General features: G+C 66.3%; 18 protein-coding genes and 1 riboswitch. Of the genes, 11 read left to right on the top strand and 7 right to left on the bottom strand.

Features of this window, described 5'->3' with window-relative positions; translation table 11 throughout:
• The first annotated feature begins 66 nt into the window (after window positions 1-66).
• From ACW5IY_RS00760 to pnuC, 7 genes are all read left to right on the top strand, one after another.
• A complete protein-coding gene (locus tag ACW5IY_RS00760; RefSeq protein ID WP_010487129.1) occupies window positions 67-705 on the top strand; it encodes a response regulator in 639 nt (212 codons plus the stop codon).
• A 378-nt stretch (window positions 706-1,083) separates the two neighbouring features.
• The gene (locus tag ACW5IY_RS00755; RefSeq protein WP_049435441.1) at window positions 1,084-1,854 is read left to right on the top strand and encodes a hypothetical protein; all 771 of its coding nucleotides are present in this window, start codon (window positions 1,084-1,086) and stop codon (window positions 1,852-1,854) included.
• A 111-nt stretch (window positions 1,855-1,965) separates the two neighbouring features.
• Window positions 1,966-3,948, top strand: a complete 1,983-nt coding sequence (locus tag ACW5IY_RS00750; protein ID WP_049435546.1) for a peptidoglycan-binding protein — start codon at window positions 1,966-1,968, stop codon at window positions 3,946-3,948.
• Between the two features lie 246 nt (window positions 3,949-4,194).
• Window positions 4,195-4,602 (top strand): glycine zipper 2TM domain-containing protein, encoded by a 408-nt coding sequence (locus ACW5IY_RS00745; RefSeq protein WP_049435440.1) that lies wholly within the window; start codon window positions 4,195-4,197, stop codon window positions 4,600-4,602.
• Between the two features lie 125 nt (window positions 4,603-4,727).
• Entirely contained in the window at window positions 4,728-5,852 is a 1,125-nt protein-coding gene (locus ACW5IY_RS00740; protein WP_049435439.1) for a phosphotransferase, read from the top strand.
• A gap of 43 nt (window positions 5,853-5,895) precedes the next feature.
• A riboswitch (TPP riboswitch) is annotated at window positions 5,896-5,991 on the top strand.
• Between the two features lie 70 nt (window positions 5,992-6,061).
• Complete coding sequence (locus ACW5IY_RS00735) at window positions 6,062-8,251, top strand: TonB-dependent siderophore receptor (RefSeq protein ID WP_049435437.1); 2,190 nt, start codon at window positions 6,062-6,064, stop codon at window positions 8,249-8,251.
• Between the two features lie 8 nt (window positions 8,252-8,259).
• Window positions 8,260-8,829 carry a nicotinamide riboside transporter PnuC gene (gene pnuC, locus ACW5IY_RS00730; RefSeq protein WP_049435545.1) on the top strand — a complete coding sequence of 190 codons (570 nt, stop codon included), beginning with the start codon at window positions 8,260-8,262 and terminating at the stop codon, window positions 8,827-8,829.
• Window positions 8,830-8,935: 106 nt separating this feature from the next.
• Here the strand turns inward: pnuC and ACW5IY_RS00725 are convergent, their stop codons facing one another.
• Window positions 8,936-9,352 carry a hypothetical protein gene (locus tag ACW5IY_RS00725; protein WP_049435435.1) on the bottom strand — a complete coding sequence of 139 codons (417 nt, stop codon included), beginning with the start codon at window positions 9,350-9,352 and terminating at the stop codon, window positions 8,936-8,938.
• A 181-nt stretch (window positions 9,353-9,533) separates the two neighbouring features.
• The gene (locus ACW5IY_RS00720; RefSeq protein WP_049435434.1) at window positions 9,534-10,508 is read right to left on the bottom strand and encodes a Dyp-type peroxidase; all 975 of its coding nucleotides are present in this window, start codon (window positions 10,506-10,508) and stop codon (window positions 9,534-9,536) included.
• A gap of 203 nt (window positions 10,509-10,711) precedes the next feature.
• Here ACW5IY_RS00720 and ACW5IY_RS00715 point away from each other — a divergent pair, with 203 nt between their 5' ends.
• A complete protein-coding gene (locus tag ACW5IY_RS00715) occupies window positions 10,712-11,644 on the top strand; it encodes a DUF6624 domain-containing protein (RefSeq protein WP_049435433.1) in 933 nt (310 codons plus the stop codon).
• A 21-nt stretch (window positions 11,645-11,665) separates the two neighbouring features.
• Here the strand turns inward: ACW5IY_RS00715 and ACW5IY_RS00710 are convergent, their stop codons facing one another.
• The 4 genes from ACW5IY_RS00710 to ACW5IY_RS00695 form a co-directional block, all read right to left on the bottom strand.
• Window positions 11,666-11,992: a hypothetical protein gene (locus ACW5IY_RS00710; RefSeq protein WP_049435432.1), complete on the bottom strand. Its 327-nt coding sequence runs from the start codon at window positions 11,990-11,992 to the stop codon at window positions 11,666-11,668.
• A gap of 59 nt (window positions 11,993-12,051) precedes the next feature.
• A complete protein-coding gene (locus ACW5IY_RS00705; RefSeq protein WP_049435431.1) occupies window positions 12,052-12,420 on the bottom strand; it encodes a VOC family protein in 369 nt (122 codons plus the stop codon).
• Between the two features lie 68 nt (window positions 12,421-12,488).
• The gene (locus ACW5IY_RS00700) at window positions 12,489-13,256 is read right to left on the bottom strand and encodes a helix-turn-helix transcriptional regulator (RefSeq protein ID WP_049435430.1); all 768 of its coding nucleotides are present in this window, start codon (window positions 13,254-13,256) and stop codon (window positions 12,489-12,491) included.
• A 123-nt stretch (window positions 13,257-13,379) separates the two neighbouring features.
• Complete coding sequence (locus ACW5IY_RS00695; RefSeq protein WP_004134798.1) at window positions 13,380-13,955, bottom strand: OmpO family porin; 576 nt, start codon at window positions 13,953-13,955, stop codon at window positions 13,380-13,382.
• 200 nt (window positions 13,956-14,155) lie between these two features.
• Here ACW5IY_RS00695 and ACW5IY_RS00690 point away from each other — a divergent pair, with 200 nt between their 5' ends.
• From ACW5IY_RS00690 to ACW5IY_RS00680, 3 genes are all read left to right on the top strand, one after another.
• Window positions 14,156-15,226, top strand: coding sequence for a serine hydrolase domain-containing protein (locus ACW5IY_RS00690; protein WP_230080522.1), 1,071 nt, complete (start codon window positions 14,156-14,158; stop codon window positions 15,224-15,226).
• Between the two features lie 289 nt (window positions 15,227-15,515).
• Window positions 15,516-15,788: a hypothetical protein gene (locus ACW5IY_RS00685; RefSeq protein ID WP_010487149.1), complete on the top strand. Its 273-nt coding sequence runs from the start codon at window positions 15,516-15,518 to the stop codon at window positions 15,786-15,788.
• A 157-nt stretch (window positions 15,789-15,945) separates the two neighbouring features.
• A complete protein-coding gene (locus ACW5IY_RS00680) occupies window positions 15,946-16,632 on the top strand; it encodes a L,D-transpeptidase (RefSeq protein ID WP_049435429.1) in 687 nt (228 codons plus the stop codon).
• Window positions 16,633-16,655: 23 nt separating this feature from the next.
• Here the strand turns inward: ACW5IY_RS00680 and arsH are convergent, their stop codons facing one another.
• Complete coding sequence (arsH, locus tag ACW5IY_RS00675; RefSeq protein ID WP_049435428.1) at window positions 16,656-17,384, bottom strand: arsenical resistance protein ArsH; 729 nt, start codon at window positions 17,382-17,384, stop codon at window positions 16,656-16,658.
• Between the last annotated feature and the right edge of the window lie 6 nt (window positions 17,385-17,390).

The raw sequence follows: 17,390 nt of genomic DNA, 5'->3' as shown, positions 1-17,390 counted from the left end.
ATCTCCTAGAATCTGCCAGGAACCGCGATGGTCGCGGCCCGGCCTGCCCGGTGGTCATACTAGAGCATGAGCTTGCGCATCATCATCGCAGACGACCACCCGGTGGTCCGTATCGGTACCCGCGCCGTCATCGAATCGAGCGGGGTTGGCCGCGTGGTCGGCGAAGCCGACAGTGCACAGGCGCTGATGGCCCTGCTCGGCAGCCAGCCCTGCGACCTGCTGGTGACCGACTACTCCATGCCGGGCAGCCCACAGGCCGACGGTTTCGCCATGATCGGCATGATCCGCCGCCGCCATCCCGACCTGCCGGTACTGATGCTCAGTGTCTCCAACAACCTGGCGATCCTGCGCATGGTGCTCGACAGCGGCGTGCTCGGCCTGGTCGACAAGAGTTCGTCGATGGACGAACTGCCGCAGGCCATCCAGTCGGTCTACCGGGGCCAGCCCTACATCAGCCGAAGCCTGCGCGAGCGGGTCGAGGCCGCCGGCAGCTGGCGCATGCGCGAGGGCGACGGCAAGCCGCTGTCGCCACGCGAAGTGGAGGTGCTGCGGCTGCTGGGCACCGGCATGACCGTGAAGGAAATCTCGCTGCAGCTGCACAAGAGCGTCAGCACCATCAGCCGGCAGAAGGGTGACGCCATGCTCAAATTGGGCCTGAAGGGCGACGCCGAGCTGTTCGATTACCTGCGCGACGGCAATATCTGAGAGCCAGATCACACAAGAAGGGCATCTGCCACCGCCCTCTTTGACCCGCCGCCGATCTGTGCCAAGATGGCCCGGCATGAGTTCTCAATGCGAGGTCGAAGGAATCGACCGGCTCATGTCCTCGCTCCCGTCCCTGGTGGATGGGGTGCGGTTTCCTGCCGACCTTCTGGCCCGGCAACGCTGACCATGGAGAGGCGCATGCATCATCCCCCCAAGCTACGTTGGACCCTGCCGGTGCGGCCCCTGCGCGCATTCGCGGCGTGCCTGCTCGTCTCTCTTTCCGCTGCCGCCTGCAGCGCCGCCGATCCGGCCCCCTCGTCCTCCCAGCCCGGCGCTCCTGCGCAGGCTGCCAATGCGCCCCGACAGGATGTTGCCCCGATGCAGACCCCCACCCCCGATGCCGCCGTCACCCCGCCCGACGCGCCGACCGTCATGTATTTCACCTACCAGGTGGATGGCGATGGCGCGACCTCCTATGAGGTCCAGAACGGCAGCGTGGCGACCTTCTGGTTCGGCCACACCTTCACCCTCGATGGCACCACGTACTACACGGGTTTCTCCTGGGATACCCGCGAGCACTACGGCAAGCCGGGCGAGCAGACGCCGGCCGGTCCGGATGACCGCGCCAACCTCGCCGAGGCCACCTTCGTGCTGGCCGGCACCGACGCCAGGAAGCCATGGAAGTTCCGTGGCCAGGAATGGACCATCGGCGCACTGGGCGCGTACGACAAGGCCGACGATGTCGATACCCGGCGCAAGCCGCTTGAGCATCGCACCGCCGACGGCCGCCTGCTGCTGGCGGTGCCGACCCGCAGCTTCGACCGCGGCATCAGCAGCACCGGCTATGCGCTGCTGCTGTTCAACCCCAAGCGCAGCGAAGACGACGTGGACAGCAAGGTCTGGCGCTATGTCGGCTCGGTGCGCACCGGTGAGGACAACAGTGCCGCCTGCGACGAAGGCAACGTAATGCCCTGCACCGGCAGCGACGGCGAACTGGCCTTCGCTGCCGACGGCAACGGCCTGCCGCGCCTGACCGTGACCTTCAAGGGCACCACCATCGAAGGCCCCGGCAAGACCCGCGCACTGGGTGCCAGCGACGCCGTGCACTACACCTTCGACAGCGCGACCCAGCAGTACGTCGCGCCCTGATAGCACCCGCCACGCGCGGGTTCCCTGTTGACCGACATGTTCTTGACTCACGGATGAGTCCGGTTGGCGATTCGCGGCATGCGCCGCTCCATCAACCCCGAGGAAAACGTCATGGCACAGCATGACTACAGCAGAAAGGAAGTCCTGGACATCGTCGAGCAGGTTGCCCGGCACAAGGGCATCCCGGTCGATGACTTCATGCGCTTCGCGCACATCGAGACCGGTGGCAGCTTCAACGAGCGTGCCCACAACACCTCGTCGGGTGCCAAGGGCCTGTTCCAGTTCGTGCCCGGCTCCGCGCGCCAGTACCACCTGACCGGCCACGAGTTCGACCCCACCCGCAACACCGAAGCGGCCGCGCAGATGTACCAGGACAACCTGGACTCGATGGCGCGCCGCAACGAGCGCACCGGCAACCCGTATCTGTCCGGGGGCAACACGCCCACCGGATTGGACCTGTACCTGGCCCACCAGCAGGGCAGCGCCGGCTATGGCTCGGTGCAGACCGCCATTGCCACCGGCACCTTCGGCGTGGTGCGCAACAGCCACGGCGAAGAGATCAACATGCGCCGCAACGTGCTGAACCAGATCGGTTCCGACGCGAAGGCGCTGACCGGCCACACCCTGGCCGAGATGCGCGGCATGAACGATGGCGACCTGGCGCGGACGTTCTCCAGCTACTACATCCACAAGTACGCGGCGATCAGCATTCCGGAAAAGAACATCGCGCCGCAGACGATAGCGTCGGGCCAGACCCAGACCCCGGCAGCGGCCAGCGCCGCCGTGGCGGCCGGTGCTGCCACGCTGGCGGCGACCGCAACGGCTGCTGCCGCGCCGAAGCCGGGCATCGAACTGCAGGCCGCCTACGACGCAGGCCTGAAGTACGACCACGTCAAGTACGCCATCAACATCCCGGGTCACGCGCTGTACGTGCCGGGCAAGACCGGCAAGAACGTGGAGCAGGGTTACATCGACTGTTCCGGTTGGGTCGGCACGCTGCAGAACCGGACCATGGACGAGATCAACCAGAAGGCCGGGCATGCGGTGTTCAGCAAGGCCGATCGCATCGACCTGGGCAACCTGGGTTCCGGTGGCATCGTGCGCAAGGCGTTTGACCAGTCCGGCGTGCTGCTGGACCGCGACGCGATCCTGAAGCCCGATGCGCTGAAGGAAGGCATGATCATCGGCCTGGATACGGCCAAGACCCGCCATGAGCACTGGAACGGCATCGACCACATCGTGATGGTGGTGCGCGACCCCAACACCGACAAGCTGCTGATCAGCCAGTCCACCGGCAGCAAGGGCGTGCACACCATGCCGGTCGAGGACTACCTCAAGCAGGTGAAGGAGCACCCGAACTGGAAGCTGTACGCCACCGATCCGCTGTCCAAGGCGCGCGACCTGCTGGAAAACCGCACCCAGTCGCATGAGCAGCCCCAGGGCAAGCCTGCCGCCGAGCACAAGGCCGCTGCCACCCCGCACGCCGAACTGTACAAGCAGGGCGCGCACAGCGAGGGCGTGCGCAAGGTGCAGGAGCAGCTGGGCCACCTCGGCTACGTCGGTGCCGACGGCAAGCCGCTGGTCGAGGATGGCCGCTTCGGGCGCAACACCGACGCGGCGGTGCGCCAGCTGCAGAAGGACAACGGGCTGGTGGCCGACGGCATTGTCGGGGTGAAGACGCTGGAGGCCATCAAGGAAGCCCGCGAACGGCCGTTGCTGAACGACGAGCGGCACCCGCGCAATCCATTGTTCATCCAGGCCAGCAAGGGTCTGGAACTGATGCCGGCAGGCACCTTCAAGGATCGCCACGCGCTGGAAAGCGCCGCTGCGGCCCTGACCAAGGAGGCGCATGCCGCCGGCCTGCAGCGCATCGACACGGTGGTGCCGAGCCCGAACGGTGAGCGCCTGTTTGCCGTGCAGGGCACGATCGGTGACCCCGCCGCCAGCCGCGTGGCGGTGGATACCCGTGCCGCCAGCGAGCAGAGCCTGGCACTCAGCAGCGGTGCCGTGCAGGGCGCGCCGAACGTGCTGCACCAGCAGCAGGATGCCCAGCAGGAGCAGGCCCGGCAGGCACAGAAGGCGATGGGCGTCTAAGCCCGCAGCGCCTTGGGAGAGAAGGGAGGGCCACGTCCGCGTGGCCTTTTCCCTTTCTGCCAGCTGAGCGGCCGAGGCCGCTTTCAGCCTTGCTTCATGCCGCCTGCCGCTAGATGAATGCGCAAGCCGCACGGTGGACCAGGCAATGTTCCGGCAATGTTGGAACGCCAGCGTGGACACCACGGCAGCCGGGGCGCCCCACGCCCTCCCTGCCCAGCGTGGCATGCACCTCACAGGAGAACGAACATGCTCAGTACTTCCGCACTCAGCTTCCGTGGTCTGGCGATGGCTCTGGCACTGGTGGCCGGTGTGGCCGTGGTCAGCGATGCCAGCGCGATGTCGAGGAAGGACAAGCGCACCCTGGTCGGCGCCGCGGTCGGTGGCGTGGCCGGCAACCTGCTCTCCAACGGCGATCCTGCGGCCACCGTGGGCGGCGCCGTGGCCGGCGGGGCGATCGGCAACCTGACCACCTCCGACCGCCGCGACCGCCGTTACTACGATAATCGTCGTTACGACGACCGCTACGATCGCCGTTACGACCGTGGCTACTACCGCAGCGGCTACTACGACCGCGGTGACGACCGTCGCTGGCAGCGCGAGCGCTACTACGACAACCGCTACTACCACGACCGCGGTCGCCATCGCGGCTGGTAAGCAGCGCGGCATCTCCCATGCCGATGCACGGACGGGCGGGTCGATGACCCGCCCGTTTGCGTTGGCCGCGTGCATGGCGTTGAATGCGCAGCCTTGGATGTGACTTTCCCCACCGGGGCTGCGGCATGACTTCTTCTTCCCACCGCGTGCAGGGCCTCAACAACGACGAGGTCGCTGCCGACTGGCCACCGATCAGCGCGGCGGACATCGCGTGGCTGCGCCGGCGTTACCCGCAGCTGGGCGAGCACAGCCAACCGCGCTGGCACAGCCCCCGACCGCTGTCGGCCGCCGCGATCGTCGACGGTGTGGACGGCGCGGTGTTCATCAAGCGCCACCACCACAACGTGCGCAGTGCGGCCTGCCTGGAAGAAGAACACCACTTCATCGCCCATCTCGCCGCCGCCGGCGTGCCGGTGGTACAGGTGCTGCCGGCCACCGATGGCCACAGCGCCGTCGAGCATGGCGAATGGACCTTCGAGCTGCATGCGGTTGGCGTCGGTGAGGACCTGTACCGCGACGCCGTGTCGTGGTCGCTGCTGACCGATGTCGCACAGGCCCGCGAAGCCGGGCGCGCACTCGCGCAGCTGCACCGCGCTGCGGCCAGCTATCACTCGGCGCAGCGCAGCACCCATGTGCTGGTCGCGCGCGACGATCTGATCCGCGCCGACGATCCGATCGCGGCCATCAAGGCAGGGCTGCACGAGCGCCCCGGGCTGGCCCGCTATCTCGCGCGCATTCCGTGGGAAGCGCAGCTGCAGCGTGACGTGTTGCCGTGGCATGCCGGCCTGGCCAAGCGCCTGCGCGACGAGCCGCGGCTGTGGGCCCACAACGACTGGCATGTTTCCAACCTGCTGTGGCGCGATGGGCAGATCAGTACCGTGCTGGATTTCGGCCTGGCCTCGCCCACCAGCGCACTGTTCGACCTCGCCACCGCGATCGAGCGCAACGCGGTGGCGTGGCTGGAGCTGGAGCGCGGCATGGAGGCGGTGCGCATCGATACCGCGCTGGCCCTGCTCGACGGCTACCGCCAGGTACTGCCGCTGTCGGCGGCACGCGTGCACCTGCTGGCCGACCTGCTGCCGATGGTCCATTTCGACTTCGCACTGTCCGAAGTGGAGTACTTCGAAGGTGTCACCGGCTCGACCGCGAATGCCGACGTGGCGTGGCAGCCCTTCATGCTGGGGCACCCGGCGTGGTTCCACAGCGCGCCGGGACAGGCACTGCTGCAGGCCCTGCACGCGGCAGCCTGAAGGGCGCCGGCTCGCAAATCCGTACCATTTGTAGTGAAATGGTCACCTGAAGCGGGGGTGCCTGGATCTGCCAGGCTGAGAGAGTCCCTTGGAACCTGATCCGGTTTGCACCGGCGTAGGGAGCTTTGAGCCGCAGCCACACCCCCATCATGGGCCGGTGCACCTGCGCGCCGTCGCTTCGTCTCCCTTGTTGTCCGAAGACGAATCGAATGAACCGCTGCCTGCGCCCCACCCTGCTCTCCCTCGCCCTCTGCGCCGCGCTGCCGCTGCACGCCAGCGAGGCCGAAGCGTCCCCCGATGCGGCTGCCACCGGCGCCGAGCGCTCGCCGACCGAACTGGCAGCGGTGCGCGTGCAGGCCGGCAAACCGAAGGCCGATACCTCGCGCGTGAACGCCTTCGGTGGCGGCAGCTGGAAGGACACGCCGGCCTCGGTGAACGTGCTCGAGCGCGATTACCTCGATCGCCGCCAGGTGCGTTCGCTGTCCGAGCTGGCCAGCAACGATGCCTCGCTGGGTGATGCGTATGCGCCGGTGGGCTACTACCAGAACATCGCGATCCGTGGCTTCGCCCTGGACGCCGCCACCGGCTATCGCTTCAACGGCCTGTCCATCGCCGGCGAACAGCGCCTGGCGCTGGAGAACGTGCAGTCGGTTGAGATCCTCAAGGGTGAAGCCGGTCTGGCCGCAGGCGTGATGGCGCCCGGCGGCATCATCAACTACATCGGCAAGCGCCCGGCCGAAGTGCGCACCGCCACGCTCGGTACCGACTCGGAAGGCTCGCGCTACGTCGCCGTCGATGTCGGCCACTGGATCACCCCGCGTTTCGGCCTGCGCCTGAATGCCGCATGGGATTCCAGCAATTCCTATGTCGAGCACGCCGATGGCCGCCGCAACTTCTACTCGCTGGCCGCCGACTGGCTGATCGGCGAACGCGGCAAGCTGGAAGTGGATGCCAACTACCAGACCAGCTCGCAGCGTTCGGTGTCCGGCTACCAGCTGCTGGGCGCACGCGACCTGCCGCGCGGCGTCGACCGCGAGCATCTGCTCGGCTACCAGCCGTGGCAGCGTCCGGTGGATATCGCCAGCACCAACATCACCGCCCTGCACACCTACGATTTCAACGACGCCTGGCAGTCGCGCGTCTCGGTCGGCCACAGCCGCTCGGTGATCGACGACAACGTCGCCTTCGCCTACGGCTGCTACTACGCCGTGCAATGCGCCGATGGCAGTGTGCCAGGCAACTACTTCGCACCCAACGGCGACTACGACATCTACGACTACCGCAGCCCGGACGACACCCGCCGCAACCAGCAGGCCCGTGCCGAGCTGCGCGGCCGTTTCGAGACCGGCAGCGTCGGCCATGAGCTGACCATCGGTGCCGACTACTTCCGCCGCACCGTGGACAAGCGCCCGAGCGTCAACGAATACGTTGGCACCACCAACATCCACGATGCGCAGGTGCCGGTGTTCGCACCGTCGCCGAAGATGCCGGGCCCGTCCGCACGTCGCCTGGACAGCCGCCAGACCGCGTTCTTCGCGCTGGACCGGATCAGCTTCGGCGATGACTGGCAATGGCTGGCCGGTGGTCGCTTCGTGCGCCTGGACGAGCGTGCCTACGACAAGCGTGGCGTCCCGCAGCGGCACAGCCGCCTGTCGCGCTTCCTGCCGCAGACCGCAGTGGTGTGGAAGGCCACCGACCAGCTCAACGCCTACGCCAGCTACGTGCGCGGCATATCGCTGGGCCAGGAAGCGCCGTTCTGGACCAGCAACGCCGACACCTTCCTGCCGTCGGTGCAGTCGCGGCAGCTGGAAGTGGGCGTGAAGTACGTGCCGGTCGAGGCGCTGACCCTCGGTGCGGCCGTGTTCCGCATTTCGCAGCCGTACCAGTACGCCAAGCCGGACAACAGCGACGTGGGCTACACCTTCGTCGAGGAAGGCACCCAGACCCACACCGGCCTGGAGCTGACCGCCAACGGCCGGCTGACCGATACATTGCAGATCGTGGCCAGTGCCAGCGTGCTGCAGGCGCGCGCGCGCGACACCGGTACCCCGGCCTATGAAGGTCATCAGCTGGTGAACGTGCCGAAGGTGCGCGCCAGCGTGCACGTGGCCTACGCGCTGCCGTTCGTGCCGGGCCTGGACGTGACCGGTGGCTGGCGCTATGCCGGTGCCAACGTGGCCCGTGCCGACGGCGGCGTGCGCGCCCCCGACTATTCGGTATTCGACGCCGGCCTGCGTTTCCAGCATCGCCTGCACGAACGTGCAGTGACCTGGAACCTGTCGGTGGACAACGTGTTCAACCGCTTCTACTGGCGCGATACCGGCAGCAGCGGTGGTGACTACTACCTGTTCCCCGGCGCACCGCGACAGGCCCGCCTGTCGGTGACGTTCGCGCTGTGAGCGGCGTGATGCTCGAGTGGACCGCCGCGCTGTGCAGCATCCTCGGCGTCTGGCTGATGGCCCGGCGCCGGCTGGCGGCGTGGCCGGTGGGCCTGCTGTCGGTGACGCTGTACGGGCTGGTGTTCGCCGAGGCCAAGCTGTATTCGGACACCCTGCTGCAGGTTGCCTTCGGCGGTTTCCTGATCTATGGCTGGCTCAACTGGCGCCAGCACGCCGCCGATGAGGGCAGCATCCGCATCGTGCCGCTGGCGCGCGGCAAGCTGTTGCGCGACCTGGCCATCGGCCTGTGCGGTGGCGTGGCGCTGGGTGCAGCCATGCACACCTTCACCGATGCCGCGTTGCCGTGGTTGGACGCGCTGCTGACCGGCCTGAGCCTGGTCGGGCAGTGGTGGCAGGCGCGGCGGCATGTGGCGTGCTGGTGGGTGTGGATTGCGGTGGACGTGGTCTACGTGGGCACGTATCTGTTCAAGTCACTACACGTGACCGCCGCGCTGTACGTGTTCTTCCTCGGCCTGGCCGTGTTCGGCCTGCGCGCATGGAGCGCGGCCGCGCGTGAACCACAGGTGGCAACGCAGTAGAGCCACGCCATGCGTGGCTGGGGGCCACCGGTAGTCGCCAACCTTGGTTGGCGTGCGTGCCGACCAAGGTCGGCATCTACCAGGCACATCCACACATGGCGTGGATCTACTGGGTTAGCACCAGGCCCAGCCGCAGCGGCTGGCGCATGTCCGCCGGCGGGGCTGCCTGCAACGGCGCGGCCTGCAGCGTCGCGCGCAGGTCGACGTCGACCTGGGCGTCACCCAGGCTGTCGAATTCCAGCTTCGAGATGCGACCATCCGCCGCGATCCACACGCTCACCGGCAGCGGCGTCGGTGCGTCCGGATGTGCCTGCAGCCATTCCAGCACGCGCTGCGCCTGCGGGTCCTGCTCCTGCTGCAGGCGCTGCTGCAGCTGGCCCCCCACGGCGGCGGCATAGGCCATCCAGTGTGCAGGAGCTTCCTGCGCAGACACCGCGGCGCTCCCCAGTGCCAGCGCACCGAACAACGCGGCCAGCGGCCGCCACCAGCGGCGTGCGCCGCTCCTGTTCCCTGCCATGGTCATCGCCCGTCTCCTGCGCTTCCATCCAGCGGACCATGGTCAGCGCCACAGATGACAGGCAGATGGCGGCACAGTAGAGCCACGCCATGCGTGGCTGCTGCGGGCAACGTGCGCACCATCCACGCATGGCGTGGATCTACTGGAACAGAGCGGCCAGCAGCCTGCGCAAGGACGAGAGGCGCGATCAATCGCCCAGATCGGCCAGCACTTTGCGCGAGGGCGCGAAGAAGGTCACGCCGGTGGTTGCGGTGGAGAAATCGAGGATGCGGTCGTGCAGCGGCGCGGGATTGCCGATGAACATACGCTCCAGCATCTTCTCGATCACCCACAGGCGGCGGGTGTAGCCAATGAAGTAGGTGCCGTACTCGCCACGGCCCGGGTTGGCGAACGGCATGTTGTCGCGCAGGATCTCGTGCTCGCCGTCGGCGTCTTCGATGGTGCACAGCGTCTTGTGCGACTTCTGCGCATCGGCCGGCGCATCGTCCAGCTCGATGTTGTCGTGCTTGGTGCGGCCGATGATCGCTTCCTGCGCTTCAGTCTTCTGCGCGCGCCAGGCATCAAGATTGTGCAGGTACTTCTGCACCACCACGTAACTGCCACCAGCATGCTCCGGGTCTTCCTCGCCCACGATCGTGGCTTCCGGCAGCGACAGCCCTTCCGGATTGGCGGTGCCGTCGACGAAATCGAGCAGGTCGCGGCCATCGAAGTAGCGGAAGCCGGCCACGTCATCGACCGTCTCTACCGCATCGCCAAAGGCCATCAGCAGGTTGCGCTCGAACGCCACGATCAGATCCATGGTGCGTGCGCGGATGTGATACAGCAGGTCGCCGGGCGTGGACACCGCCGTGTGGGTAGCGCCCTTGATCTCGCGGAACGGCTGCAGCTCACGCGGCGGCGTGGTGCCGACCAGCGGCTGCCACACGCGGTGGCCGATGGCCACGTTGCAGGTGAAGGTGCGCTCGATCTCGCGGATGGCGGTGTTCTTGATCAGGTCATCGGTGCTGGCCAGTACCTCGCGCGCCTTTGCGATCGACGCCTCATCATCCTTCACCTTCAGCACCAGGAATGCCGCCGAATGGGTCAGTGGCGCGGTGATCTGCTGCGGCTCGTTGTCGAGCGTGTGGTTGAGGGCGGTGATCGGTGCGGGCTGGGAGTTCACGGCGGTTCCTGCTGGCTTGAGGCGGGCGCATCGCGTGTGGCGATGTGCGGGCGATCATAGCCGAAGCCCCTGATCGGCGACGGAGCGGTTCTCAGGTCGCGGCGGATGCCGCGTGCGTTTGAGACAGCGCCATGACACTGCTAGCCTGCGCCATGAGGCCGGCAACACGTGGCCATCCCTGCACTTCACGGAGGAAGACGCTGATGTCCCATACATCGATGCAGTGGCTGCGCGCATCCGCCACAACCGTGGCCCTCGCTCTGGCGTTGGGCACACCGCTTGGCGCGCACGCCGCTGCCGAGGATCCCTTCTTCACCGCCCTAGATCGCTACGGCGCCGATGACTTCAGCGGATGCGCGCGACTGCTCGGCGAGCTGTTGCAGCGTGGTGGCCGCTTCGCCGACGGCGGCGAGCTGCTGCTGGTTGAATGCACGGCCGCTGCCGGCGACCGCAGCCAGGCAATGGACTACGTGAACCAACTGCTGCCCCGCGGGCGCCTGTCATTCGATGATCTGCTGCACAAGGATCGGCCGGGGCTGAACGCCCTGCGCGCCGATCCGGCGTGGCCGGACATGCAGCGGCGCGTGGAAGCCGCCGAGCAGCAACGCCTCGCGCAGCTGGACGCACCGTTGCGCAAAGAGCTGCTGGAACGCGCCGGACGTGACCAGGCCGCCCAGCATGTGGCCATCGACGCGGGGGGTGGCGATGCGTTCAAGGGCGTAGCACCGGTGGCCCAGGCCAATGCCGATTGGTTGAAGACCGTGATTGCCGACAAGGGCTGGCCGACCTATTCGCGGGTCGGCCATGACGGAGCCAAGGCGGCTTGGCTGATCGTCCAGCACGCCGATCACGATCCCGCGTTCCAGGCACAGGTACTGCCGCTGATCGAACATGCGGCGAAGGCCGGCGAGGCCGATCTTCCCGATCTGGCGTTGCTGACCGATCGCGTACTGCTCGCGCAGGGCAAGCCGCAGCGTTACGGCAGCCAGTTCACCACCGCCGGCGACGGCACGATGGAGCTGCGGCCCACCGAAGACATGGACGGACTGGAAGCACGGCGCCAGGCCATGGGGCTGCAACCGCTGGCGCAGTACAAGGCCACGCTGTCGGAGGCGTATCGCAAGCCGGTCCGCTAGGGCCGTATCAGCCTGGACGCATCACGGCTCGATGCAGACAGCGTACTGCTGTGGGTCGTTCCAGGCGATGCGCAGATACGGACCTTCGAGCAGACCGCGGTCGCGAAGCCAGGCAAAGACCTCGGCCGGGCTCCATTCGCGACCGGCCAAGAACGCTACGCCCCGGTCACGCAGGGCAGCGAACAAGCGGGCTTTGCCGATGTCGTCGTCCATTTCGGCGCACAATGTCGCCGCCTGCCCCGCCACGCCGAGTGCCTGCAACGCCGCACGCGCGTCTGCGTCCAGCACCACCACCTGCACGGTATTGCCGTCGGCCTGCTGCACATACGCGGAAATGGGGATCAGCATGCGCTGGACTCTGCCTGGCTCGGCCCAGTATGCATGCTCCGCGGCGGGCATCAGCAGGTTCAGGTCGCATCACTCCAGACCGCCAGCTCATAGCCGTCCAGATCGCGGAAGTGGAAGCGGCGACCACCGGGGAACGCGAACACCGCCTGCACCACCTCGCCACCGGCGGCAACTACGCGTTGCTGCGTCTCGGCCAGGTCCGCGCAGTACAGGATCACCAGCGGCCCCCCGTGTGCACGCACCGGTGCGTCAGACACGAAGCCGCCTTTCAGACGGCCGTCGTAGAACTCGGTGTAGGCCGGCCCGTAGTCGGTGAAGTGCCAACCGAACACCTCGCCGTAGAAGCGTTTGCTGCGGGCAATGTCGGCGACGTTGAATTCGATGTTGTCGATGCGGCATTCGGCATCGTGGGGTGCGACGTGGCTCATGGCGTGGCTCCGTGGTGGGAGCCCCAGCTTCAATCAGCGCGGCATCGAGGTCTTGAACGAAACGGCCATCATTGGCCCCATTCGAGGCGCAGTTCGCGTGCGGTCATGCCACCCAGCTCACGCGCCTCGCGACTGAGATGGGCCTGGTCGGCATAGCCGGCCTCGGCGGCCAGCATTGCCAGCGAGTGCTGCGGCAGCGCGCGGCTGTGGCGCAGGAAACGTTGCAGGCGCAGGATCCGCTCCAGCGTCTTCGCCCCATAGCCGAACTGCGACTGGCTGAAGCGCCGCAGGCTGCGCGGGCTCAGGCTCAAGTGCGCCGCCAGCGTATCCAGCGTGGCGTGACCAGCGGCGAGCGCCTGGAACAGGACATGGGCGCGCCGCGCCGGGGTATCGAGCGCGGCCGCACTCATATGCTGGTGCAGGCAGTGCGCCATTCGCTGCAGGCGCTGTGCAGGCGCGGTGTCACCAATGGAGGCTGCAGCCCTGCTCGCCCACGCGCCCTTCAGATCGGCCAGTGGCACGGCCTGGCCGATGATCTCGGCCAAAGGCAGGCCCAGTGCCGCCAACGCCTGGCCGGGACGGAAGCGTGCCCCCAACACCTGCGCACCGGGTGCCAGCGCCGGGTGCGCGGCCACGCGGTCCGGGCCGACGACGAACAACGCACCGTCGCGCCAGAGGATATCCACGCAGCCATCGGGCAGTACGGTGATGTGCCCATCGGCATCGGCAGGAAGCTGGCTCTGCCACAGCTGGCCAAAGTGGCCGCGCAGCGGCGCAGGCGCCAGATGCTCCTGGTAGGCCGTGCCGGTACCTGCGAGGGAGGAAGGGTCGCCCATGCCGCATTGTGGCGCCACAGGGCCCATAAAAGTGAAGCCCGGCGCGAGGCCGGGCTTCGGTTGGCGTGTGGGAGAGAGAGAGAGTCACACGCCAGCACAACACGCACTAACGACAGGCGTTTGTTACCAGGTGAAGCGCGGGCCCACGAACCACTCGCGGTCGCCGGCCTTGGCCAGCTTCACTTCGCCGCTCAGGCCCCAGTTCTGGTTGAACTTGGCGGTGGCGCCCACACGGCCGTAGAACTCGCCGTCCGGGTTGTAACCGTGCTTCTTGCTGAAATCTTCGTAGCCGGCCATCACGTAGCCTTCCACGTACGGGTTGAACGCGGTGCGCACGCCCACTTCGGTGGAATAGCCGTTGAAGTCCAGGCCGCGCTTCTCGTCGTACTTCTGGTACGCAACACGGGCCACCAGATCGGTGTTCGGTGCGATGCCGTAGTTGTAGCCGACACCCAGGCGCCACTGGTCGACGTCATTCTTGAACTTGTCGGTTTCCTGGGCGCTGTAGTCGCCAAAGACGTGGAAGTTCGGGTGCACCGCCACGGAACCCTTCACCTTCCAGCCATCGGCGTCGCCGCCCTTGGCATCGGTGTTCACGTAGCCGCCTTCAACGTAGTTGTACGACAGGCCATCGGTCGCCGATGCAGCGAACGGCAGAGCAGCCAGAAGACCTAGGGCGAGCAGCGAATTCTTGTTCATCGGGACACACCTTTAATTATTTTGGTTTCGTCGACCGCCTCCCGGGAGGGGGAGAGAGAGGAGGCGGTCGACAGGTGTGAATTATCCGTTAGGGGGTCTAATCGACCCTGAATATTGAACTGACTGGTGTATAAATAAGGCTCCCGTTCAGGGAACTCCAACTGCGCTGCGTACGCATAAATCCAACCCAGGGTCGCGAGATGAAGAGACTGGCTTGCCTGCTTCTGCTGCTCACGATGCCGATGCTTGCGCACGGTGCGCATGCAGCCGCCTCTGCGGCGGGGGTCAATGCGGGCACGCTGGATGACTTCCTCGATCAGGTCGAGAAAAGCAACGCAGGCGTCGGCAGCGTGTCCATCTTCAGGAATGGCCACGAGGTCTACAACAGAAGCTTCGGGCAGAACAGCCTGCCGCCCGTCGCGCACGACGACAGCACCCGCTACCAGATCGCCTCGGTGACCAAGATGGTCACCGCCATCCTGGCGTTCAAGCTGATCGAAGAAGGCCGGTTGAGCCTGGACGATCACCTGTCGGACTTCTTCCCCGACATGCCGTCGGCGCAGCAGATCACCGTTGGCCATCTGCTGGCGCATTCCAGTGGCCTGGGCAACTTCGCGATAAAGGACGGCGCGGTCTGGGTGGTGGACGAGGTTAGCCAGGCACGGATCCTCGACGAGATACGAAGGCAGGGCACTGCGTTCGAGCCGGGGACGCGCGTGGCCTACTCCAACTCTGCCTACCTGCTGCTGCGGATGATCCTGGAACAGCGCTACGGCACCGACTACCAGCACATCGTCGAACAGCAGATTGCAGAACCGCTGGCGTTGCAGCACTTCGCTGCAGCACCGTCGCACACCGCCAACACCTTCAAGTCCTATGCATACGCAGGGCAGTGGAACGAGATCAAGGACATCGCGTACACCAACGTCATCGGCGTGGGCGACATCGCCGGCACCACGCGCGAACTGAACGTGCTGATCAACGCGCTGTTCCACAACCGGTTGCTGCGCAGGGAAAGCCTCGACCGGATGACGCCGGTTGCCGGCGCGGGCTGGGGAAAAGGACTGGCCGAGTTCCCGTTCGGTGAGCAGCGCTTCCTGGGCCACGCTGGCGATGTACTGGGCTCTCATTCGCGCGTCATCTACAACCCTGCCGATGATGTGTCGATCGCGTACTCCACCAATGGCGAGCGCATTCCAACCTCTGACTTCCTGCAGACCCTCGTTGGCATTGTCTACGGCAGTGGCTTCACGCTGCCGGCCTTGAAGTAGCCATACGCGCCGATCTACCGGGCAACGGGCAATCCGCGTTTGCAGCCTGTATGAACACGCGAAAGCCTCACAGGGTGATATCGGCTTCATACAGATGAATTGGCTGTTCTGAACAGGCACAAGGCGATCGGCCGGCGTACATCAGCTCGCCTGATCCCGCTTGTTAATGCTGGGTCAGAAGCGGACTTCACAACCCATCCACGTATTCAAATTTCAGCTGAAAGCGCTTGTCAGCAGCGGGAACAAACGCCGCTATATTCCAGCTTCCCCAGACGAAGGAGGGAGTGCAATGAACCTGAACCCGCAACACATGAAGACGGCCCGCGCACTTGCTGTAGCGCTCATCGCCACCGTCAGCCTTGGCGCCTGCGCCTCTTACAAGAACGAGTTTGCAACCATCAACTCGCGTCTCGACCAGCTCGACGTCAAGGTGCAGGGTGCTGCGCAGAGCGCGGAGTCCGCCAACCAGTCCGCGCAGCAGGCCAACCAGCGTCTGGACCAGATCGAAGGTCGCGTGCAGCAGCTTGAAAGGGCACCGGCCGGCCGCAAGCCGCGCGGGTAATCGCTCCCTCACTGCTTGAATTGATCCATCTCTGTATCGGGAACCAGTGGCCTTCGCCGGCCACTGGCGTCCTTCCACCCAAGACTGCATTGCAAGGAGCCGTCCCATTCGTACCTACTCCTCCCCTGCACGCCGCGCCCTCCATGCCGCACTGGCCATGGCACTGGTCGTTGCGTGCAGCGGCGTAGCCAACGCCAGGGACAAGGACGCACCTGCACCATCGGTAGCCGCCATTGATGAACTTCCGGCTGACCAGAGCGTGTCCGAAACGGTGATCGAGCTGGCCGGCTGGGTCGTCGCCAGCAAGGACAACCAGGGCTATCCGTTTGCGGTCATGGACAAGGCGGCGGCGCAGGTCCTGGTGTTCGGCGGTGACGGCAAGTTGCGCGGCGCGGCCCCGGCGCTGTTCGGTTCGGCCATCGGTGATCACTCCGCACCCGGCGTGGCCAAGCTCGCACTGAGCGCGATTCCCGGCCACGACCGCACCACGCCTGCCGGCCGCTTCATCGGCGGCTACGGCCCCTCTGATGATGCCGGGCGCGTGTTGTGGGTGGACTACGATTCGGCGGTCTCGCTGCATCCACTGCCACCCGGCACACCGAAAGAGAAGCGCGCCGAACGGCTGGCATCGCCCTCGCCCGACGACAACCGCGTCACCCACGGCTGCATCAATGTTTCCGCCGCGTTCTACGAACAGATCGTGGCGTCCACGTTCCAGAAGGGCGGCGTCTTCTACATCCTGCCGGACAAGGATTCGATCGCGAAGACGTTCCCGGAATTCGCGCAGAGCCGCGGGGATGCGAAGGACGAAGACGAGAAGGGCGCGCGGCGCGCAAGCAAGTAACACGCTCGTCGGCAGATTGGAATTCAGGAAGCCGCAGCCCCTGCGGCCCGCGCCAATGCCGCGGCGTGCGCGTCGCCCTTCCGCTCGCTGTAGCGGTCCACCAGGTAATCCGACCGCCCTCGCGTCAGCAGCGTGAACTTCACCAGCTCTTCCATCACATCCACCACCCGGTCGTAGTACGGCGAGGGCCTCATGCGCCCCTCTTCATCGAATTCCTGCCAGGCCTTGGCCACCGACGACTGGTTGGGGATGGTCAGCATGCGCATCCAACGTCCAAGCACGCGCAGCGTGTTGACCGTGTTGAACGACTGCGAGCCGCCGCTCACCTGCATCACCGCCAGCGTCCTGCCTTGCGTGGGCCGCACGCTGCCATCCTCCAATGGCAGCCAGTCGATCTGGTTCTTGAACACGCCGGTGACCGTGCCGTGCCGCTCGGGGCTGACCCAGACCTGGCCTTCCGACCACTGCGACCACGCGCGCAGCCGCTGCACTTCGGGATGACTCGTGTCCACGCTGTCCAGCATCGGCAGCGCATGCGGGTCGAACACGCGGGTCTCGCACCCCAGGTGACGCAGCAGCCGTTCGGCTTCCAGCGCCAGCTTGCGACTGAACGACTGCGGCCGCAGCGAGCCGTAGAGCAGGAGGATGCGTGGCGGCCCCAGATCTGCCGCGGCGAGCTGGTGATGATCGGGCTGAGGCAATGACGATTCCACCAGGTTGGGCAGGTGGGTACTTGTGATCGGCTTATTCATTCGACT

The sequence above is a fragment of the Stenotrophomonas sp. C-A genome, from assembly GCF_054030835.1.
The sequence above is the reverse complement of the archived record's forward strand: the minus strand, read 5'-3'. Positions and strand labels throughout refer to the sequence as shown.